Consider the following 19380-nt stretch of genomic DNA (forward strand, 5'->3'; position numbering starts at 1 on the left):
CCCGTTGTCCGCTTCGAAAAGTAGTTGCACTCACTGCGACAATACTGCACGATTGAACACATATCGTCAATCCGTCTAGTAGGAGGTGCCGTGGCGCTGCTCGACTCCGCGGTCGGAAATGCACTGCCGCCGAGCACCTTTCGCTGGGACGAGACTGACGCGATCCTCTACGCGCTGGGCGTGGGCGCCCGCCCGCCGGCCGAGCTGCGGATGCTCAACGAAGCCTGCGGCCCCGATGTGCTGCCGACGTTTGCGTTGGTGGCGAACTGGTGGGCCGTCAAGGACCTGCGCGGTGTGCTCGACCTGGGGACCTATCCCATCGTCCACTCTGCGCAGTCGCTGGACCTGCGTCGGCCGATCGGCGCCAGCGGGGAAATGTCGGTGCAGGCCGAGGTGTCGGCCGTGTGGGACAAGGGCAAACACGCCGCCGTCGAGTTGACCAGCCGCGGCGCCGACCCGGACGGGACGGTGTTCGTCGCCCGGTCCCAAACCATGGTCCTCGGTGCCGGTGGATTCGGTGGTGAGCGTGGACCCGCTGCGGAACCGGACCCCGACGGGCCGCCGGATGCGGTGTTCGACGATGTCGTCCGGCCCGAGCAGGCCGCCCTCTACCGACTCTCGGGTGACCGCAACCAGCTGCACATCGACCCGGAGGCGGCCCGGAAATACGGCTTCGACGACGTCTTCCTGCATGGACTGTGCACACTGGGGTTCGCCGCGCGGGCGCTTATCGACCGGATCGGCGGTGGGGACCCGGGGTCGCTGACATCCGTGGCCTGCCGGTTCTCTAAGCAGGTGAAGCTCGATGCCCCGCTGCGGACGGAGATCTGGCGGACCGACGATTCGGTGCGTTTCCGGACGCTGCAGGGTGACGCCGTCGCCCTTAGTTCCGGAACCGCCACGCTGGCAGGGGTGTGAGCATGGACCAACGACGGGCCCGCGGGTTACGCAACCGACAAGCACTCATCCATGCGGCGATCGAGCTGTTCGCCACCCAGGGTTACGAGGCGACCACCGTCGACCAGATTTCGGCGGCCGCCGGGGTCGCACCGCGCACGTTCTTTCATCACTTCGCCACCAAGGAAGACATCCTGTTCGACGGTTACGCCGAGCGCCTGCAGGAGGCGATCCGCCGCTTCCGCGCCGCGCGATCCGACTCCCTGTGGGACGCCCTCGCCGAGACGTCGACGGCCGTGGCGCGGGCGATCGTCGATCAGCCCGACATGTTCCTGGCCCGCGCGCGGATGTATCACAGCCTGCCGGCACTGCGCGCGACCATGCTGCGGATCAACGAAGACTGGATCGATCAGCTCACCACCGAGGTCGCGCGCTGGCTGGGGAGCGACGCCCAAGCGGACTTGCGCCCCCGGCTGGCCGCGGCTCTCATCAACGCCGCCAACCGCGCCGCGATCGATTCGTGGGTCGCCGCCGGTAGTCAGGGTGACTTGTCTCAACTGATGACCGAATCCGTGGACCTTGTGCGGCCCTCGATCGCCGCGATCGAACGCACCGGCACGGCCGCCGGACCAGGGCGGGGGAGTGAGCAGCGTGTCGGTTGACTCCCGTCCCCTCGCGGTCGTCACCGGAGGAGCGCGAGGCATCGGTGAATCCATTGTGGCCGCGCTCATTCGCGGCGGGCACCGGGTGGCCGCGATCGACGTGAATGCGAAGGCCATTGGACGCGCGCAGGATTCGGACGCCGCAAAATTGGGATTGCTCGTCCCGATGAACCTGTCGATCACCGACCGTGGCGCGGTCGAGGACGCGCTGGACGAATTGGCGGACTTGCACGGGCCCGTTCGGGCCTTGGTCAACAACGCGGGAATGACGTTGCCCGGAACCTTCCTCGAGCAGACGGACGAGGACTGGGACCGCATCGTCGACGTCAATCTCAAGGGCACCTTCGTGATGGCGCAGGTCGCCGCAAGGCAGATGGTGGCCCACGGCGGCGGGGCCATTGTGAACGTCAGCTCGGTGTCGGCCCACGGGGTGCGCACCGGGCCGCCCGCCTATGCGGCCGCCAAGGCCGGAGTTGAAGGGCTGAGCCGGCTGATGGCCGTTCAGCTTGGTTCGCACGCCATCCGGGTCAACACCATCGTTGTCGGCACCACCGCGACACCGTGGCTGTTGTCACGCAAGACGTCCGACGAGCTGGCACAGATGCGCCTGACGACGTTGACCGGAAACATCGGGGAACCGGAGGATGTCGCGAGCGTGGTGGCATTTTTGTGTTCACCCGCAGCCAAACACGTCACCGGCCAGTTGATTTCGGTATCAGGCGGACAGTGGATGCCATGAGTGCGATGCCGGACGACTAGACACATAGTGCTGTAGTGTTTACTGCTAAGAATCGATGCCAGGGGATGTCGTGGAGCTGAAGAGAATCCTGTTCGATGTCAGCGAGCAGGTCGCCACCATCACGATCAATCGACCGGAGCGGCTCAACGCCACCGACGACCTGACCCGCACCGAACTCGGCGTCGCGTGGGCACAAGTGCGGGACGACCCCAACATCCGGGTCGCGATCATCACTGGAGCCGGTGACCGCGCGTTCTCCGCGGGCCAGGACATCCGGGCCACGGCCGAAGGCGGCATCCGCAACAAGGTTCCCGGCTCGCGGCTGCACCACAACGTGTGGAAGCCGGTGATCTGCGCGCTCAACGGAATGGTCGTCGGCGGCGGCCTGCATCAGGTTGCCGACGCCGACCTCATCATCGCGGCCGAGCATGCCGAGCTGATCGACACGCATCTGGCCGTGGGCAACGTATTCGCGCTCGAGCCCGCGGTGCTGCTGCGCAGAATGCCGCTGTCAATGGTGATGCAGCTTGGGCTGATGACGAAGCAGGGCCGGATCAGCGCGCAGCGGGGCTACGAGATCGGCCTGATCAACGAGGTCGTGCCCGCGGACCGGCTACAACAGCGGGCGCGCGAAATCGCCTTGGACATCGCGAAACTCTCACCGGCGACGGTCCAGGCGTCGATCAAGGCGATGTGGAGCAGCCTCGATGTCGGGTTGCGCGCGGCCAACGACGTCGCGTATCGCTATGTGCTGCAACACCAGCTGACCCATCCCGACTACCGGGAAGGGATGCTCGCGTTCGCCGAGAAGCGGGAACCGCGGTGGGTTGTGGAATGAGTTGTGGAATGACGCGCCATGGATGAACCCGCACGAACGTTCAGCTACGACCCGCTGCCGTACGTAGCCGTCGTCCCGTCGATGCTGGCCGACCTGGTCGCGGCGTACGGAGACAACGACTTCGTCGTCTCGACGATGGGCAGGGGAACGATCGAGCGAATCACATACGCGCAGGCCGATATTAGGTCCGCCGAGATGGCGCGACGGCTGCTGGCGGCGGGGATCACCAAAGGCGTTCGAGTCGGAATCTTGGCGCCCAACGGGCCCGACTTCGCGGTCGCCTTCTTGGCCACCACCCGGATCGGCGCCGTGGCGGTGCCGATCAACACCTTCTTTCAGCCGCCGGAGTTGAGGTGGCTGCTTCGTGACGCCGACATCCACACCCTGCTGTCGGTCGATTCGCTGCTGGGCAAGGACATGTTGGCGCGAATCGGAGATGCCACGGGTGAGCTCCCGGCCACGGGCACGCCGCTGACCCTCGAACGGCTGCCGCAGTTGCGCAACATCTTTGGGCTCGGCGCCACCGACCGGCCGTGGCCCAGCGCATGGCCGGACCCGGTCCCCGAAGCGTTCCTTCGCGCGTGCGAATCCACCGTCCGTCCGTCCGACGACCTGGTCGTCATCTACACATCGGGAAGCACCTCCGCCCCGAAGGGCATCATCCACACGCACGGCACCGCGATCACACACTCGCGCTTCGTCGCCAACCAGCACGAGTGGAAACCCGACGACCGGGTCTACATCCCGATGGTGTTCTTCTGGGTCGCCGGGTTGGTCTTCGGTCTGCTCGGACCGATGCAGACCGGCGCCACCATCCTCACCGAGCACAAGTTCGACGCCGGCGATGTGCTGCGCCTGCTCGAAGCCGAACGGGCCACTTACGCAACGGGCTTCCCGCACGTGGGCCGGGCGCTTGCGAATCATCCCGACTTTGCGTCCGCCGATTTGTCAAGCCTGCGCGCGGGATACCACCAGGTTTTGCTACCGCCGGAACTGCGCGCGGCCGATCCGTCACTGCTGGTAACTCAGTTGGGGATGACCGAAACGTGCAGTTCCCACACCTGGTGGCCACCACACGAACCGGTGCCCGAAAGCAAACGCGGTTCACTCGGGGTTGCCGCGCCCGGCTACGAGCACAAGATCGTCGATGAATCCGGTGCGGAGGCGCCCAACGGCACCATCGGGGAAATCTGCGTGCGGGGCTTGGCGATGATGCGCGGCATGGTCGGACGGCAGAACTGCGACCTGTTCGACGCCGACGGCTGGTATCACACCAAGGACGCCGGATACCTGGACGACGACGGTTTCCTCTTCTTCACAGGACGCACCGACGACATGATCAAGACCTCGGGCGCCAACGTCGCACCTGTGGAGGTCGAGGCGGTGATCGGTGGCCTCGACGGCGTCCGGATCGCCTATGTCGTCGGTATTCCGGAAGCGGACAAGGGCGCGGTCGTCTGCGCCGTGGTCATACTCAATCAAGGGCGGCGCACGTCGGAAGACGAGCTTGCGATCGCCTGCCGAAAGGATCTGGCCGCGTATAAGATTCCGAAGCGTTGGATTATCCTCCCGGACGACGATCGGCTGCCGTACACCACCACGAACAAGATCGACAAGCCACGGCTTGTGCACCTTGTGACGTCGGGGGAGTTGGCATGAGCGGGTTGGAGGCGCGGGTCGCCAGACTGGAGGCCATCGAGGAGATTCGCCAGCTGGCAGCACGGTACGCGGTGGCATTGGACATGCGCGACTTCGATACCCTGGCAAACCTTTTCGTCGACGATGTCGGCGTGCCGGGTAAGCGGCGGGGCCGCGATGCGATGCGGCAATGGTACGACGCAGAGGTTCGTCCGACGCTGCTGGGCAGCGCGCACGGCGTCCTGGGCCATGTCATCGACGTCCATGACGCCGACACGGCGAGCGGACTCGTCTACTCGCGCAACGACTTGGAAACCGAGTGCGCGTGGTTCATCGAGATGCTGGCCTATCTGGACCGATACGAACGGCGCGACGGGCATTGGTATTTCGCGCGCCGCGTCCCGCTGTTCTGGTACCGGAGCGATATCACCGACCCGCCGATCGGTCCGCGGAAGGTGCGGTGGCCGGGCAGCCCGAGCCAGGACGGTTCATTCCACGACGCGTTCCCGTCGTGGGAGGCATTCTGGGCCGCCGACCCCGGACGCTTCGACGCGCCGGTCCGGGCCCCCGCCGCCGTGGGCGATTGGCTGCGCAGCCTGCGCCGGGGTGCCGAAGCCCCGCGGGTGAGCCCTACCGGACGAGGGATCGTGGAGTTCTGAATGTCCGGTCAGGCAGTGGGATTCGGATTCACCGACGAGCAGAATGAGTTGCGCCGCGTCGTGCGCAGTTTCTTGGAGAGTAGGGCCGATGAGGCGCACGTCCGCCGCCATTTGGAACAACCGCTGGGCTACGACCCGTCGCTGTGGGCGCAAATGTCCGGCGAACTGGGCCTGGTAGGGCTCGCGATCCCCGAGGAATTCGGCGGGCAGGGCTTCACCTTCGTCGAACTCGGCGTCGTCGCCGAGGAGCTTGGCCGGGCCTTGGTTCCCTCCCCGTACTTCGCATCGGCGGTACTGGCGTCGAGTGCGCTGCTTGGCTCCGGCGACCTCGCCGCCCAACAGCGATACCTGCCGGGCATCGCGTCCGGAGTCACGGTCGCCAGCCTGGCGGTCACTGAAGAGTCTGGCCGTTGGGAGGCCGGCGCGATCCGCACGCGGGCGCGAAAAACGGCCCACGGGTGGATGGTGGATGGAGCCAAAACTTATGTCCTCGACGGCTGTAGCGCCGACGTGCTGTTGGTAGCCGCCCACACCGACTCCGGATTGTCGCTGTTCGCCGTCGACCGCTTCGAGAGCGTCGCCCGGCGCGCGCTGTCGACCCTGGACCAAACCCGAAGGCAGGCTCGCATCGAATTCAGTGCTACGCCAGCGTTGCTCGTGGGTCGTGCCGGCGGCGCGGAAGCGGTGTTGCGGTCGACCCTCGCGCTCGGCTGTGCCGCGCTGGCCGCCGAACAGGTCGGCGGCGCGCAACGCTGCCTCGAGATGGCCGTCGCCTACGCGAAGGCCCGCAGACAGTTCGGCAAGCCCATCGGCTCATTCCAGGCCATCCGCCACAAATGCGCCGACCTCTTCCTGGATATCGAATGTGCCCGCGGGGCAGCCTATTATGCGGTGCGGGCCGCGGCCCAACCTGCGCCCGAATTGCTGGCGGTGGCGTCGTTGGCCAAGGCGTGCAGTTCCGAGGCTTATGCCCGGGCCGCCGCAGCCAATATTCAGATTCATGGTGGCATCGGATTCACCTGGGAGCATCCCGCCCATCTGTATTTCAAGCGGGCTCAATCGTCGGGGCGTCTGCTGGGCGATGCCTCCTATCATCGCGGGCTTCTCGCCGACGAAATCGGGCTCTGAGAGGTCAGAAGTCCGTGCCGCCGTCGATGTTGACGGCCGCGCCCGTCATGAAAGCCGCCCTGTCACCGAGCAGAAAGGCGATCAGCTCGCCCGCTTCTTCGGGACGCCCGCCGCGGCCGAGGGCGACACGCATATTCCAGTCCGGGTTGCTTGCCAGGTGCGTGTAGATCGCGTCCTCGAGCGCCACCCCGTACTCTGCTGCCCGCCGGGCGCGGATGAAGTCATTCACCTCGGTGTCGAACAGTCCCGGGCACACGGTGTTCACCCTGATGCCGTCCGGACCATGCGTTTTCGCCAAGATCTTTGACAACGTCAACACCGCCGCCTTCAGAGCGTTGTACGGCGGAATCAGGACTTTCGGCGCACGAACGGAATACGCGGCCGTCGTCACGATGGTTCCGCCGCCATTGCGTTGGAGGTGCGGGATGACGGCGCGGCAGGAGCGCACGGTTCCCATCAGAATCAACTGGTAATACCAGTCCCACGACTCGTCGCCGTGTTCGAGGAACGGCCCCTGCTGCTTCATCGGTCCCGCGGTGACGGCGAGGCCGCGCAGCGGACCCAGGCTTGCGGCCGCGCGGTCGACAGCGCGATCCACCCCATCACCCGGGGCCGACGCGTCGACGGCGATCCCGACCGCACCAACCCCGTAGTCTGCGGTCAATTGCTCGGCACGCGCTCGGGCCCGCTCTCCGTCACGAGCCAGCAGCGCCACGTTGGCGCCGTTGACGGCGAGCTGCTGGGCGGCGGCGAACCCGATACCGGTCGTCCCGCCAACGAGAACGAAGTTGCGCCCCGCCACACCAAGCTCCACCCTGCCCTCGTTTCTGGCATCAACGCCGACGACAGCCATACTAGACAGCAGTACGCTAAGTGTCGCAATGACCACTTTATGGCCGCGGTCCACCCGCTGATCGGCCCACGGACGGAACACAATGTCCAAATTTGTCGCGTAGCATAGGGCGGCATGTCGACGAAACCCGCCCCTGCCGAACTTGAATCGGATGGGGAATTCGATCGCAGGGACCAGATTCTCGAGGCGGCGAACGAATGCTTCACCCAGCTCGGCATTCAACGCACGAGCGTGCAGGACGTCGCCCGAAAAGCCAACGTGTCACGGGGCACGGTGTACCGGTACTTCGAAGACCGCAACGTGCTCATCGATGCCGCGATCGAATTCGGCGCGCAGCGGTTCTATCGCGAGGTCGCTTCGGCGATGGCCAAGAAAAACACGCTGGCGGAGCAAGTCGGCGCGATGGCGCAAACCCACGCCAGGATTCTCCTCGACCATCGGACGCGGAACCGTTTGATGGCCGACGACGCCGAGCTGATGCGGCACTTGATCTCCGACGGTGACACGGCGGTCCGGCGATCCACCAATTTCCTCGAACCCTATGTGCGGGCCGCGCGCGAGCGCGGCGAGGTGGGCACCGACGTCGACGTCACTGCGGCCAGCGAATGGCTGGCCCGGATCGTCTGGTCATTCTCCACCGTTAATGAGGCCCAGACGTTCGACATGTCAAAGCCGGATACTGTCCGGCGCTATGTGGAAACTTTTGCCATCAACGGGCTTCGCTGAACGACCAGCATGGGGCCGCTCAACTGAACAATAGATGTACTATTGTTCTCCAAAGTCGGACCGGTATTACGCATGGATTCTCGATCGGTGGTCAGCGCATGGGCGAACGGACGTTAGCCGGCAAGCGGGTCGTGGTGGTGGGCGCATCGGCCGGAATCGGGCGGGCATTCGCCGTCCGTGCCGCCAAGGAGGGCGCCGACCTGCTGGTCGTGGCGCGCCGACGAGACCGTCTCGACGAGGTCGTCGCCGAAGCCGGTTCCGGCGCGGCCATCAGCGCGGACGTGCGTAACGCTGACGATTGCGCCCGGCTCGCCGAGATGGCCCGCCAGCGCTTTGGCGAAATCGACCTGCTGTTCATTTCGGTGGGATACGCGCCGTTGAGAATGTTCGCCGACACCTCTATCGACGATTGGATGGACGTGATGCAGACCAACGTCGTTGGTGTGCATCACGTCATCAGATCCTGTCTGCCGATGCTCGCACCCGCCGCGATCGTCTGCGCCCTGTCCTCCGAAACCGTCGGACAGCCCCGAACCGCGCTGGGCGCCTACTCCTCCAGCAAGGCTGCGCTGTCGGAAAGCCTCAATGCCTGGCGCACAGAACATCCGCGTTTTCGCTACTGCTGTGTCACCGTGGGCGGCACCGTTCCAACGGAGTTCACCGCGGCGTTCGACCCCGAACTGCTCGGCGCGGTCGTGCAGGATTGGGTCGCACGCGGCCTCTTGCAGGAGACGTTGATGTCGCCCGACGATGTCGCCGACATGCTGGCAGGAACATTCGCGAGCGCGTTGAACTTTCCCGCCGTCGGCCTCGAGCAGCTCGTGATTCGTCCACCCTCATCGCCGCGTCGTGCGGTGACGGTATGAGGCCGGCGACGAGAGGGCAGTGATGACGGCACAAGTGGAGTCGGCCTGGCCCGATCACCCCGACTACCGCATTGATGCGACCCTCTGTCCGCACCGGGGCCAGGCGTGGTTCGGCGATGTGCTTGTTGCCCAGAGCGACCGGTGCCTGGTGGTGACCGAGACCGACCACGAGGACCGCTTGTACTTTCCGGAGTCAGATGTGCGGTGGGAGCTATTCCGCCCGTCGGATCACAGCACCGTCTGCCCATTCAAGGGCCGGGCAAGTTATTGGAGCCTCAGCGAATCGGACGCCGCCGTCGAGAACGTCATGTGGGCCTACCCCACCCCGCTGCCGGAGGTCGCAGCGATCGCGGGACACGTCTGTTTCTACGACGACGCGCTGCGTGTCGTCGTCGTCGAAGACTGGCCGGACGGCTCGACAGTTCCGGCGACGTTCCCACTGTGGGGAGACGCCACCGAGCTGTGCAGGATCATCGACGTCCAGCAGGTCACCGAGAACCGGTTCATCGGGCCAGCTCATGGGCCAACTCGTCGCAACGTCGTCGAGGGTGGCCAGCTGCTGGGCGAGGCCATCGTGGCCGCATCGAAAGCACTTCCAGGGCAACGGGTTACATCGGCATCGATGATCTTCGCGAAAGCGGCTTCGTTCGACGAGCCCGTCGACCTGTCCGTCGACGTGCTACGGCGGGGCAGGTCGTTTTCGTCGGCCGAAATACGCATCAGCCAGAACGGGGTGCTGCGCAGCGCAGCCTTGGTGCTCGCGGACTCGGGAGCCGGCGACGTCATGCGAGCCGTGGAGCCCATGCCGGCCGTTCCAGGACCCGATTCGGCGGTATCGTTCCACGGCTTTGGGATGACCGGCCGCGAGATTCGGGTGATCGACGGTGCCTACGACCCGGATCCCGACCGGGTGGGCCCGCCGATTATCAACGCCTGGGTGCGTTTTCGCGATGCGCCGCGGACCCCCTATCTAAACCTCGCGTTGCTTGCCCAGTCGACGACACATTGGACGATCGCCGCCGGCATGTTGCCGCATCCGGGGTTCGGCGAGGCGCGCGCGCATGCCACCTTGTCGACCGGGATCATGAAGGCGACTATCGCCTTTCACGACGACGTCGACGTCGCGGACTGGCTGCTCTACACCAACCACGCCTTCTGGTCGGGACGCGGGCTTGTGCAGGGCGACGGCCGGGTCTTCGCCCGAGATGGACGGCTCGCCGCGTCATACACCATCCAGGCAATGGTGCGTGAGTTCGCGACCCAGCCCGCGGCGATGGGCCGCGATAGCCGCACGGCTATGTGATGGACATGCGCAGCTCGACCGCGTCAGCGCAGGCCGTTGATCGCGAACTTCTCGACGTACCGGCGGACTGTGGCCGGCTTGGTCATATCGAAGGTCAGACCCTGATTGACAGTCGAGAAGGAATAGATGATGCGGGCCAGCCACTCGCTGCCGGCCGTGACGTCGACGCCGGCGCCGACCTCGCCGCGCTTCTGGGCATCGCGGACATAAGGTTCCAAAAACTTGGTGGTGCGGCGGACGGCCGCGTCACCGTCGGCGACCATGTGGCGCATCAACTCCGCATCGTCAGCCATCAGCCGGTTGCGAGTCCGGTGGTCCAGCAGGATCTTCGCATGGGTCTCGGCCATCGCGCCGAGTTGTTCGGCCAGCGTTGATTTCTTCGCCATCGCCGCGGCGACCTCGCGGTAGAAGCGTTGGGCGCCATACTCGATGGCCGCCTCGATCAGGACGTCACGATCGACGAAGTACCGGTAGATCGTGCCCCGGGAGACCTTGGCCATGCGCGCCACGTCCTGCACACTGGTGCGCTGGATGCCCAGCTGCGTGAAGCACTCGTTCGCCGCGTCGAGAATCTGGTCACGGCGGTCGACCTCCGCTTCGCTGGTGACCGGATCAGTCAACATCTCACTCCTACGAGCTCAAGAAGGGCAGGATCTCAGCTCTTCATGCTACGCGACGTGCGTGGTCGCGCCTGGCAGCCGCAGCCGGGCGAGGGCGGCTGTGTCCGGTGCCTTATGGGCGTCGTCGCTGCCGGTAAGGGACTCGGGGGCGGGCGCCGTAGGCGGGTTTGCGGCGATCTGCGATCATTGAATAATAGAACGCATGATGTTCCATTGTTACATCGCAGCAAGGAGTGGCCTTGTCTCGTCTCGAGGACAGATACGCGCTGGTTACCGGCGGAGCTCAGGGGCTGGGAGGAGCCATTGCCGAGGAGTTGGCCGGCCTGGGCGCCCACGTCACAATCGTTGACCTGAACGGGGAGAAGGGTCTTGAGCGCGTCGAGCGCATTCGTGGCAACTCCGGGCGGGCCTCTTTCGTCAGGGCGAACGTGGCCCACCGTGATGCGATTCAATCCGCCGTGCACGAGGCGGCTGAAACCGGGAACGGCCGCATCGACATCTTGGTGAACGCGGCGCAGTTCTTTGCGATGCCGAAGGCGCTCGAACTGGTCACCGACAAGGATTGGGAGCTTTCGGAGGCCACAGGGCCCAAGGCGACGTTCCGGTTCATGCAGCTTTGTTTTCCGTTCCTCCGCGAGTCGGGGCGGGCGTCGGTGATCAACTTCGTGTCGGGCTCCGCCCTCGCCGGCATCGCCTACACCGCTCCCTATTCGGCAGCCAAAGGCGCGGTGGCGGCGCTGACCAAGGTCGCCGCCAACGAGTGGGCTCGTCACCGCATCCGAGTCAATGCGGTGTGTCCGTTCGCCCTCACGGAGGCACAGGAAAAGCTGATCGGCACCGAGTGGGACAACTACACGCGGACCGCGGCGGCTTCGCCCATGAAGCGCGGCGCCAGCCCCGTGGAGATCGCGCCTGCGGTGGCTTTTTTGGCTGGGGATGACGCGGCGTTCGTGACCGGTACGGTGCTGCATGTCGATGGTGGCATGACCGAATTGTCGACGGTGGACTACTCGCAATCGCCGGGAGTATTTGGCTAGCAGTCGATTTCATCCGATACGAGTGACTCACATGGCAGAAATTCTCAGGCCGGCCCCGGCGCTGACCGCCTTGAATCGGCCCTTCTGGACCTCTGGTGCCGACGGCGTGCTGCGCATGCAACGCTGCACCTGCTGTCGGCGGGTGTGTCACCCGCCTGCGTTGCTGTGCCCGATTGACCACGGGACCACCGAGTATGTCGACCTCAGTGGCCGCGGGTTCGTCGAATCCTGGACGGTGAACCGCCATCAATGGTTCTCGGGGTTCGCTCCGCCCTACCTGATCGCATTCGTCAACCCGGTCGAGGACGCGCGGGCGCGCCTGCTGACCAACCTGGTGAACGTCCATCCCGACGAAGTCACCGCAAATATGCCAGTGAGGGTCACGTTCGATCGATGCATCGACGGCGACGACGAGGTGTTCATCCCATTGTTCGAGCCGGAGCGCTGATGAATAACGCGGTGACCGATCGGGCCATCATCAGCGGCATCGGCCAGTCGGCAATCGGCCGCCGGCTGGGGCGGGACCCGCTGGAGCTCACCGCCGAGGCCTGTCTCGCCGCGGTTGCCGACGCCGGCCTGTCGTTGGCTGACATCGACGGTCTCACAACCTATCCCGGGTCGTCGCAACCCGGCGTCGGGTTCTCCGGGGCGTCCCTTCGTGACATCCATGACGCGCTGGGGATCAACCCGAACTGGGTCGCCGGGGGAGTGGAATCTCCCGGGCAGCTGGGCGCCGTGGTGGACGCAATGCTCGCTGTCGCAGGCGGGCTTGCCGACCACGTCCTGTGCTGGCGCAGCATCTGGGAGGGCACCGCCCAGGGCGCCGGCCGGCGCAAGGGCTACGGGTCTGGCGGCGGCCGCCCCGCCGGAATGTTGAGCTGGCAGATGCCATTTGGCGCGACGGCGGCCAACCTGGCGGCGCTGCAGATTCGCGCGCGAATGCTGCGGTACGGCCTGACTCGGGAGCAGCTCGCGTCGATAGCGATCGCGCAGCGGGCGCACGCAGCACGCAATCCCTCGGCGATCTATCGCGACCCACTCGACCTGGACGCCTATCTGAGCGCGCGCATGGTGTCCGACCCGTTGTGCATGTTCGACTGTGACATCGCCTGCGACGGAGCGACCGCGTTCGTGATCTCGCGTGCCGAGCACGTTGCCGGCCTGGACCATGCGGGGGTGGTCGTCGAGGCCCTCGACTGCGCCCACCACGACCGGTTCACCTGGGAGGGGGGAGACGACATCACCCGCATCAGCTCGCGCTGGTCCACGATCTGGGGGCGCACCGATTTCACCGTCGCCGATGTTGACGTGGCCTCGTTGTACGACGGGTTCAGTGTCTTTGTGCTGTGCTGGCTGGAAGACTTCGGTTTCTGCCCGGTCGGCGAATCCGGTGCGTGGGTCGCCGACCCGGCGCGCATCTCGCTGGGCGGACAATTGCCGATCAACACCGCGGGGGGACAGCTTTCCGGGGGACGTCTGCACGGCTTCGGGCATCTGCATGAAGCATGCCTGCAGATTCGCGGCGGGGCGGGTGCGCGACAGGTCGACGGCGCGAGGCTGGCTGCGGTCGGCGTGGGCGCAGCCAACAGCGGTACCACCGCGATGTTGTTGCGGCGGGCATGACGGCCCGGTCGTGCAGAATGACCATGCGACTCTGAGGAGGACTCGATGGCCGATGATCAGACACCGCAGTTGGGCTTCATCGGGCTGGGCAATCTGGGTGCGCCTATGGCCAAGCGGTTGGTCGGCTGGCCGGGCGGGTTGATCGTCTTCGACGTAAGGCCAGATGCCACAACGTCCTTCGCCGACGCCGGAGTGCAGGTCGCCGACACCGTGGATGAGCTGGCAGCCGCCGACATCATCAGTGTCATGGTGCTCAACGACCAGCAAGTGCGCGACGTGGTGGCGCGGCTCGCCCCCCGGGCCAGGCGCCGCACCGTCATCGCGATCCACTCGACGATCGACCACCGAACCGCAAGCGAACTGGCCGCGGAACTGGAGCCGAACGGCATTCACGTCGTCGATGCGCCGGTCAGTGGGGGCGTGGAAGCGGTGAAGACGGGTGATCTTGCCGTCATGGTGGGTGCCGAACGCGAGGTCTACGAGCGCGTCAAGCCGGCGTTCAAGCAGTGGGCATCCATGGTGGTCCACGCCGGAGAGCCCGGCGCGGGCACCCGGATGAAGCTGGCGCGCAACATGCTGACCTTCACGTCATTTGCGGCCGCCTGCGAAGCAATGAAGCTCGCCGAGTCGGCAGGTCTTGACGTGCAAGCGTTCAGCCGGGTTGTACGCCACACTGACGCACACAGCGGTGGCACCGGCGCAATGATGTTCCGCGATGACATGAGCAAGCCACTCGCCCCAGACCACTTCCTTTACCAGCCGTTCCTGCACACCCGCGATCTGGGAGAAAAGGACCTCAGCCTTGCGCTGGGGCTTGGTGGGGAAGTGGGAGTGGATCTGCCGCTGGCGAACATCGCTCTGCAAACTCTTGCCGAAGGGCTCGGCGTGCCGCGCGCCCCCGTGCCCGAATCTCAGTGACCACGAACCGCCGATCCACTGGATACAGATCGGCGAGCTGGTGAGGTCGAGGTCCGGAGAAGGTGGACGTCATCGCGCGCCTTCACGGCATCCGCATCTGATGCGGACACGACACCGGCCGATGCGACCCCCTGGCGCCGGTATCCAACCCCTCCCGGCCACCGGGCTCATATCGGGCCATCAGGAACACGGCCTGACGCGCCACCCCCGTCTTGTCGGCGGCCTCCGCCGCGGTCAACCCGCGACTGTTCGGCCACATCAACTCCCTCATTCCGGGAGTGTCACGGATCAACCGATGTAGGTGTAAAGCATCAGCCGAAACACTGTCAGGCATCACCCGAAGGTGAAATGTCCAGCATCAGCCGAAGTCATACAATCTCACAAGAGTGCCCCCGGCAGGATTCGAACCTGCGACACCGGCTTTAGGAGAGCCGTGCTCTATCCCCTGAGCTACGAGGGCGGACCGCCTGAGCTTACCGGCCGCTTGGGCGCCGACGGGCTCAGCGCAGCTCCGCGATGACGTTCGCGAAGTTCTTGATGTGGTTGTCCTGCACGGTGACGGACGTGACGCCGTACTTCTCGCGGTAGAAGTTCAGCCTGTCGGCCATCTCCCGTGGCGTCCCGCTGAGCACCGAGGTCTGCTCGAGCAACTCCTCGTCGGACAGGTCCGGGGCGTACTGCCGGGTCATCCGCAGGTCGGGCAGGGTCTCACTTTCGGCCGGCAGAGCGGTGATCGCCAGGTTCAACTCCAGCGAGTCGAATCGGTCGCCGGCGGCGTTGCGGACGAACTCGATGCGTTCGGTCAGCGGGTCGTCGGCTTCCTTCACCCGCGAACCGGTCAATCCGATGATGTGGGCGTGCTGGGCGGCGATGGTCAGCACCCGGTCGCCGTTGCCGGCGATGAGTATTGGCGTCTTAGGGTGATGCTCTTCAAGATAGGTCGTCATGTGTTTGAGGTAGTCGACCCGGGCGCCGGCGCTGGGATACGGCAGCTCGGCTGCCTCGAATTCCTCTCTGACATAACCGGTCCCAAGCCCGATCTCGAGCCGGCCATCGCTCAGCTTGTCCAGGTCACCGAGGTCCCGGCTGAGCAGCGCGGGCTTGTAGAAGGCGGCGTTGAGCACATACATGCTGAGCTTGAGTTTCGTGGTGACCATGGCAGCCGCGGTCAGCGCGGCGATCGGGGAGGCCGCCCCCAAATGGTCGGGCACACAGAGAATGTCGAACCCAACGTCCTCGGCGCGCTTCACCTTCTCCACGAATGCCTCGCGCGACTTGATGAAGCGCATGCTCATTCCGAAGCGAAAATCCTTGGCCACCAACAACTCCGTTCAACAGATGAGGACAACTACCATGTACGAGCCGCTTCGGCCAGGCCGTGCACCAGGGCGCTGGTGACCGGTGACAGGCCGTCGTCCCCGGGCAGCGGGCTGCGCGGGCTGATGCCGCGCACGCGCGGTGACAGCTCCAGCTGGGTACCGCCGTCGCGCACCCGGTTCACCGGGTTGCCCGGATGCAGCCCCCGCAATTCCGGCGGGATGTCCTCGAGGTCGGTGATCACCTGATAGCCGGTCACCTGAATGTGCCGGGCCAGGTGCGCGGCCAACGCACGGTTGCGGCCGCCGGCCAGCAGCTGGGTGCTGCGGCCGATGCGGCCGTAGCCGTGCAGCGACACCGCGACATCGACGTGGTCGAGGAATTCGGCGAGCCGTGGTGACTCGGCCGGGTCGAATCGTGCTGAGGGCAGGTGGTGCGGGTAGCGGTCGGGGTGGCGCAGCACGTACACCGACGCGCCGGCGGCGTCGGCGGCGCGTTCGGCGATCACGTCGGTCATCTCCTCCAGCCCTCCGCCGTGGATGGCGAGGAAGCCGAAGCGCGACCGTAGTTGACTGATCTCGCTCACCCCGGGCTCACTGAGCAACGCTGAAAGGGATTGCGGCGCAGGCCCGGAGGCCGACGCACGGTGCGGCCAGCCCGAGGGATCCCAGCGGCGCAAAAAGTCGATCCAGCGTTGCGGCAACCCGTGGTGCACGGCACCGTCGATGATCTTGGACAGGTAGCCCGGCCGCGGCGGACCTGGCGTCACCCGATGGTCGATGTAGACCCACGCCGGCGACGGCCCGTCGTCGGCCTGCACGGTCAGCCGGTCCCGCCGATAGCGCACCGGCACGCCTTCCGCGCTGTCGAGGGTCGCCAGGTCGCCGTCGGAGATCTGCCAGATCACGCCATGCACCTGATTGCCGGCGCACGGTTCGACCGTGGCCACGCCGCGCTGGTTGATCAGCCAGTCGTGATCGGACAGGACGGCCGGCCGCGGATCGGCGGCGTCGGGACAGCGCAGCGCCATCTGCCTGACGCACAGGTTCGAGCCATATGCGAAGTAGGCATGCCGGCGGGCCGGCATTTAGCCGGTCACCGTCAGCCAGATGAGCACCACGTTAAGCAGACTAATCATTACGCCGACGCCCCAGCCAATAACCGTCGTGACGCGATGGTTGGTGTCGTCGCCCATCAGCTCGCGGTCGCTGGTCAGCTTCACCAGCGGAAGGACCGCAAACGGTATCCCGAACGACAGCACGACCTGGGACAGCACCAGGGCGCGCGTGGGGTCGAAGCCGAACGCGAGGATCGCCAGCGCGGGGCACACCGTGATCAAGCGGCGCACCAGCATCGGAATCCTGCGGTGCAGCAGGCCCTGCATGATCATCGCTCCGGCGTAGGCGCCCACCGACGACGAGGCCAGCCCGGACGCCAGCAACCCGACGGCGAACAGCGCCGCGATGGTGGGGCCCAGGGTGTGGTGAATCGCGGAGTGGGCGCCCTCGATGGACGCGCTGATGTCGCGGTGCTGCAGGTTGATCGCGGCGACCAGCAGCATCGCGGCGTTCACCGTTCCCGCGACGGCCATCGCCAGCACGACGTCCAATCGGGTCACCCGCAGCAGCAGGCGTCGATGTGCGCCCTCGGCGGGATGCCCGTGTCTGTCGAGCACCAGGCCGGAATGCATGTACACCGCATGCGGCATCACGGTGGCGCCCAGGATGGCGGCGGCAAGCAGCACGCTCTCGGTGCCCCGGAATCGTGGCACCAGCCCGCCGAGCACGGCGTCGGGCGGCGGTGTCTTCACGAAGAAGCTGGCCGCGAATCCGACGGCGATGACCAGCAGCAGTCCGGTGATGACGCGTTCGAAGATGATCTGCCCGCGCCGGTCCTGGATGGCCAGCAGCAACAGGGACACCACACCGGTGATGACCCCGCCGAGCAACAGGGGCAAGTCGAACAGAATTCGCAAGGCTATTGCGCCGCCGACGATTTCGGCCATGTCGGTTGCAATCGCCACCAGTTCGGCCTGAGCCCAGTAGACCAGCCGGACCGGGCGGTTCATCCGCTTGCCGATCGCCGCGGGCAACGAGCGGCCCGTCACCAGGCCGAGCTTGGCCGACAGGTACTGCACCAGGCCGGCCAGCGCGTTGGCCACCACGATGACCCACAGCAGCAGGTACCCGAACTGCGCGCCGGAGCTGACGTTGGCGGCGACGTTGCCCGGATCGACATAGGCGATCGCGGCGACGAAGGCAGGCCCGAGCAGATACCAGCTGCTCTTGAGCGTGGCCTGACGGCTCTGCGTCAACGTGTCACCCTCGATTCATACGGCCGAATAAGAAAGTGAGGTTAGCCGAACACTCGGGGCACACCGAAGGTAGCCCAGTATCAGACGGCGGCGGCGACCTCGCGGCCCTAGCGCCCGGAGACCTGACCGGTCCTATACCCGGGGGTGCGGCGGTCTACTCGGGCAGGTACAGCCCCTTGCCGGTGATCAGCGGCAGGTCAAGCGTCGTCACGATGCCCGGCTCGGCGGCCACCACGGCGGGAATCGCGTTGACCACCCGCATCGCGGTGGCGACCAGACCTGCATGGTTGTGGTCGCCCTTGCGGCTGCTCAGGCAGATGTCCATGGCGTAGGACGGTTCGCCGGTGATCTCGATGCGGTAGGACCCGCCGTGCTGGGCAGGCTGTGGCCACTCGGGGCACAGGTCCTCGCGCAACCGGGTGACGTGTTCGAGGACGACGACGGGGTCGCCGTTGACCATGCCGAACACCTCGAAGCGAAGCGCTGCGGCGCTGCCCTTCGGGATATGTCCCGAGGCGATGTCGAAGTCCTCGGGCGCCGGGACGCGCACGTACTCCTGCGCGACCGCGTCGAGCGAGATGCCCAGGGCCGCCGCCAGCTGACGCACCACCGATCCCCAGGCCAGGCTCAGGACGCCGGGCTGCAGCAGCATCGGGATCTCGTCGAGCGGCTTCCCGAAACCCATCACGTCGAACATGACGGCGGCGCTGTCATAGGTGGCGTAGTCGACGATCTCCATGCAGCGGATCTGCTGGATGTTCTGACAGGTGCCGGCCAGCGCCATCGGCAACAGGTCGTTGGCGAAGCCGGGATCGATGCCGTTGACGTATACGCTCGAATTGCCTTCGCGCGCAGCGTCTTCGATGGGCTTGATGAGCTCCTCGGGAATGACCTCCCAGGGGTATTGCAGGAAGACGGGACCGCTGCCGACGATGTTGATGCCGGCCGCCAGCACCCGCCGGTAATCCTCCAGCGCCTCGGGCAACCGGTTGTCGGCGAGCGCGTTGTAGACGGCGCACTGCGGTCCGGTGGCGAGCACGGCGTCAAGGTCGGTGCTGGCCAGCACGCCGGTCGAATCGGGAAGCCCGGCAAGCTCCGCCGCGTCCTTACCGGCCTTGGCGTCCGATGACACCCAGACGCCTGTGAGCTCGAACTCCGGGTTGGTGATGAGCGCTCGCAGTGCGTGGACGCCGACGTTGCCGGTGCCCAATTGGACGACGGGGATTCCCATGACGGGCTCCT

At 65.9% G+C, this 19380-nt stretch carries 21 protein-coding genes and 1 tRNA gene; 14 read left to right on the plus strand and 8 right to left on the minus strand.

The features are described from left to right. Positions 1 to 90 precede the first annotated feature (90 nt). From ACEL92_RS05320 to ACEL92_RS05350, 7 genes are all read left to right on the plus strand, one after another. Entirely contained in the window at positions 91 to 918 is an 828-nt protein-coding gene (locus ACEL92_RS05320; protein ID WP_374024602.1) for a MaoC/PaaZ C-terminal domain-containing protein, read from the plus strand. Positions 919 to 920: 2 nt separating this feature from the next. Beyond that, the gene (locus tag ACEL92_RS05325; protein WP_374024603.1) at positions 921 to 1559 is read left to right on the plus strand and encodes a TetR/AcrR family transcriptional regulator; all 639 of its coding nucleotides are present in this window, start codon (positions 921 to 923) and stop codon (positions 1557 to 1559) included. Then, positions 1549 to 2298, plus strand: coding sequence for an SDR family NAD(P)-dependent oxidoreductase (locus ACEL92_RS05330; RefSeq protein WP_374024604.1), 750 nt, complete (start codon positions 1549 to 1551; stop codon positions 2296 to 2298). Before ACEL92_RS05325 ends, ACEL92_RS05330 begins: the two co-directional genes overlap by 11 nt. A 70-nt stretch (positions 2299 to 2368) precedes the next feature. After that, positions 2369 to 3136 carry an enoyl-CoA hydratase-related protein gene (locus ACEL92_RS05335; RefSeq protein WP_374024605.1) on the plus strand — a complete coding sequence of 256 codons (768 nt, stop codon included), beginning with the start codon at positions 2369 to 2371 and terminating at the stop codon, positions 3134 to 3136. Between the two features lie 18 nt (positions 3137 to 3154). Further along, on the plus strand, positions 3155 to 4795 hold the full coding sequence (locus tag ACEL92_RS05340; RefSeq protein ID WP_374024606.1) for a class I adenylate-forming enzyme family protein: 1641 nt from the start codon (positions 3155 to 3157) through the stop codon (positions 4793 to 4795). After that, positions 4792 to 5433, plus strand: coding sequence for a nuclear transport factor 2 family protein (locus ACEL92_RS05345; protein WP_374024607.1), 642 nt, complete (start codon positions 4792 to 4794; stop codon positions 5431 to 5433). Before ACEL92_RS05340 ends, ACEL92_RS05345 begins: the two co-directional genes overlap by 4 nt. Then, positions 5434 to 6561, plus strand: a complete 1128-nt coding sequence (locus ACEL92_RS05350) for an acyl-CoA dehydrogenase family protein (protein WP_374024608.1) — start codon at positions 5434 to 5436, stop codon at positions 6559 to 6561. It begins immediately after the preceding gene. Between the two features lie 4 nt (positions 6562 to 6565). Here the strand turns inward: ACEL92_RS05350 and ACEL92_RS05355 are convergent, their stop codons facing one another. After that, entirely contained in the window at positions 6566 to 7495 is a 930-nt protein-coding gene (locus ACEL92_RS05355) for an SDR family NAD(P)-dependent oxidoreductase (RefSeq protein WP_374026084.1), read from the minus strand. Between the two features lie 33 nt (positions 7496 to 7528). On the opposite strand from ACEL92_RS05355, the gene ACEL92_RS05360 reads away from it, so the two are divergent. The 3 genes from ACEL92_RS05360 (at position 7529) to ACEL92_RS05370 (ending at position 10309) form a co-directional block, all read left to right on the plus strand. After that, positions 7529 to 8140 (plus strand): TetR/AcrR family transcriptional regulator, encoded by a 612-nt coding sequence (locus ACEL92_RS05360; protein ID WP_374024609.1) that lies wholly within the window; start codon positions 7529 to 7531, stop codon positions 8138 to 8140. Between the two features lie 98 nt (positions 8141 to 8238). Then, the gene (locus ACEL92_RS05365; RefSeq protein ID WP_374024610.1) at positions 8239 to 9006 is read left to right on the plus strand and encodes an SDR family oxidoreductase; all 768 of its coding nucleotides are present in this window, start codon (positions 8239 to 8241) and stop codon (positions 9004 to 9006) included. Positions 9007 to 9028: 22 nt separating this feature from the next. Continuing rightward, positions 9029 to 10309: a DUF427 domain-containing protein gene (locus ACEL92_RS05370; RefSeq protein WP_374024611.1), complete on the plus strand. Its 1281-nt coding sequence runs from the start codon at positions 9029 to 9031 to the stop codon at positions 10307 to 10309. 23 nt (positions 10310 to 10332) lie between these two features. On the opposite strand, the gene ACEL92_RS05375 is transcribed toward ACEL92_RS05370, so the two are convergent. After that, entirely contained in the window at positions 10333 to 10932 is a 600-nt protein-coding gene (locus tag ACEL92_RS05375) for a TetR/AcrR family transcriptional regulator (protein WP_073870015.1), read from the minus strand. 236 nt (positions 10933 to 11168) lie between these two features. On the opposite strand from ACEL92_RS05375, the gene ACEL92_RS05380 reads away from it, so the two are divergent. Genes ACEL92_RS05380 through ACEL92_RS05395 form a run of 4 tightly spaced genes read left to right on the plus strand, consistent with a single transcriptional unit; the run spans position 11169 to position 14507 of the window. After that, entirely contained in the window at positions 11169 to 11966 is a 798-nt protein-coding gene (locus tag ACEL92_RS05380) for an SDR family NAD(P)-dependent oxidoreductase (protein WP_374024612.1), read from the plus strand. 31 nt (positions 11967 to 11997) lie between these two features. Next, the gene (locus ACEL92_RS05385; protein ID WP_374024613.1) at positions 11998 to 12414 is read left to right on the plus strand and encodes a Zn-ribbon domain-containing OB-fold protein; all 417 of its coding nucleotides are present in this window, start codon (positions 11998 to 12000) and stop codon (positions 12412 to 12414) included. Next, positions 12414 to 13589, plus strand: coding sequence for a thiolase family protein (locus ACEL92_RS05390; protein ID WP_374024614.1), 1176 nt, complete (start codon positions 12414 to 12416; stop codon positions 13587 to 13589). Before ACEL92_RS05385 ends, ACEL92_RS05390 begins: the two co-directional genes overlap by 1 nt. A 45-nt stretch (positions 13590 to 13634) precedes the next feature. After that, entirely contained in the window at positions 13635 to 14507 is an 873-nt protein-coding gene (locus ACEL92_RS05395; protein ID WP_374024615.1) for an NAD(P)-dependent oxidoreductase, read from the plus strand. An 82-nt stretch (positions 14508 to 14589) separates the two neighbouring features. Here ACEL92_RS05395 and ACEL92_RS05400 read toward each other — a convergent pair whose 3' ends face one another. The 6 genes from ACEL92_RS05400 to ACEL92_RS05425 form a co-directional block, all read right to left on the minus strand. Then, positions 14590 to 14778 (minus strand): hypothetical protein, encoded by a 189-nt coding sequence (locus tag ACEL92_RS05400; protein WP_374024616.1) that lies wholly within the window; start codon positions 14776 to 14778, stop codon positions 14590 to 14592. A 116-nt stretch (positions 14779 to 14894) separates the two neighbouring features. Then, positions 14895 to 14967 (minus strand) — tRNA-Arg (locus tag ACEL92_RS05405). A gap of 40 nt (positions 14968 to 15007) precedes the next feature. Then, positions 15008 to 15832: an LLM class F420-dependent oxidoreductase gene (locus ACEL92_RS05410; protein ID WP_374024617.1), complete on the minus strand. Its 825-nt coding sequence runs from the start codon at positions 15830 to 15832 to the stop codon at positions 15008 to 15010. A gap of 23 nt (positions 15833 to 15855) precedes the next feature. Continuing rightward, on the minus strand, positions 15856 to 16911 hold the full coding sequence (locus ACEL92_RS05415; RefSeq protein WP_374024618.1) for a poly-gamma-glutamate hydrolase family protein: 1056 nt from the start codon (positions 16909 to 16911) through the stop codon (positions 15856 to 15858). Next, positions 16912 to 18138, minus strand: coding sequence for an Nramp family divalent metal transporter (locus tag ACEL92_RS05420; RefSeq protein WP_374024619.1), 1227 nt, complete (start codon positions 18136 to 18138; stop codon positions 16912 to 16914). Positions 18139 to 18292: 154 nt separating this feature from the next. Next, positions 18293 to 19369, minus strand: coding sequence for a diacylglycerol kinase (locus tag ACEL92_RS05425; RefSeq protein WP_374024620.1), 1077 nt, complete (start codon positions 19367 to 19369; stop codon positions 18293 to 18295). Between the last annotated feature and the right edge of the window lie 11 nt (positions 19370 to 19380).

Origin of the sequence: Mycobacterium hainanense (assembly GCF_041890355.1) — a bacterium.
Classification (GTDB): domain Bacteria; phylum Actinomycetota; class Actinomycetes; order Mycobacteriales; family Mycobacteriaceae; genus Mycobacterium; species Mycobacterium hainanense.

Coding starts and splice junctions, on each gene's coding strand:
- ACEL92_RS05325 (WP_374024603.1), top strand. CDS start 921: ATGGACCAACGACGGGCCCGCGGGTTACGCAACCGACAAGCACTCATC.
- ACEL92_RS05340 (WP_374024606.1), top strand. CDS start 3,155: ATGGATGAACCCGCACGAACGTTCAGCTACGACCCGCTGCCGTACGTA.
- ACEL92_RS05345 (WP_374024607.1), top strand. CDS start 4,792: ATGAGCGGGTTGGAGGCGCGGGTCGCCAGACTGGAGGCCATCGAGGAG.
- ACEL92_RS05350 (WP_374024608.1), top strand. CDS start 5,434: ATGTCCGGTCAGGCAGTGGGATTCGGATTCACCGACGAGCAGAATGAG.
- ACEL92_RS05360 (WP_374024609.1), top strand. CDS start 7,529: ATGTCGACGAAACCCGCCCCTGCCGAACTTGAATCGGATGGGGAATTC.
- ACEL92_RS05365 (WP_374024610.1), top strand. CDS start 8,239: ATGGGCGAACGGACGTTAGCCGGCAAGCGGGTCGTGGTGGTGGGCGCA.
- ACEL92_RS05370 (WP_374024611.1), top strand. CDS start 9,029: ATGACGGCACAAGTGGAGTCGGCCTGGCCCGATCACCCCGACTACCGC.
- ACEL92_RS05375 (WP_073870015.1), bottom strand. CDS start 10,932: ATGTTGACTGATCCGGTCACCAGCGAAGCGGAGGTCGACCGCCGTGAC.
- ACEL92_RS05385 (WP_374024613.1), top strand. CDS start 11,998: ATGGCAGAAATTCTCAGGCCGGCCCCGGCGCTGACCGCCTTGAATCGG.
- ACEL92_RS05390 (WP_374024614.1), top strand. CDS start 12,414: ATGAATAACGCGGTGACCGATCGGGCCATCATCAGCGGCATCGGCCAG.
- ACEL92_RS05395 (WP_374024615.1), top strand. CDS start 13,635: ATGGCCGATGATCAGACACCGCAGTTGGGCTTCATCGGGCTGGGCAAT.
- ACEL92_RS05400 (WP_374024616.1), bottom strand. CDS start 14,778: ATGAGGGAGTTGATGTGGCCGAACAGTCGCGGGTTGACCGCGGCGGAG.
- ACEL92_RS05415 (WP_374024618.1), bottom strand. CDS start 16,911: ATGCCGGCCCGCCGGCATGCCTACTTCGCATATGGCTCGAACCTGTGC.
- ACEL92_RS05425 (WP_374024620.1), bottom strand. CDS start 19,369: ATGGGAATCCCCGTCGTCCAATTGGGCACCGGCAACGTCGGCGTCCAC.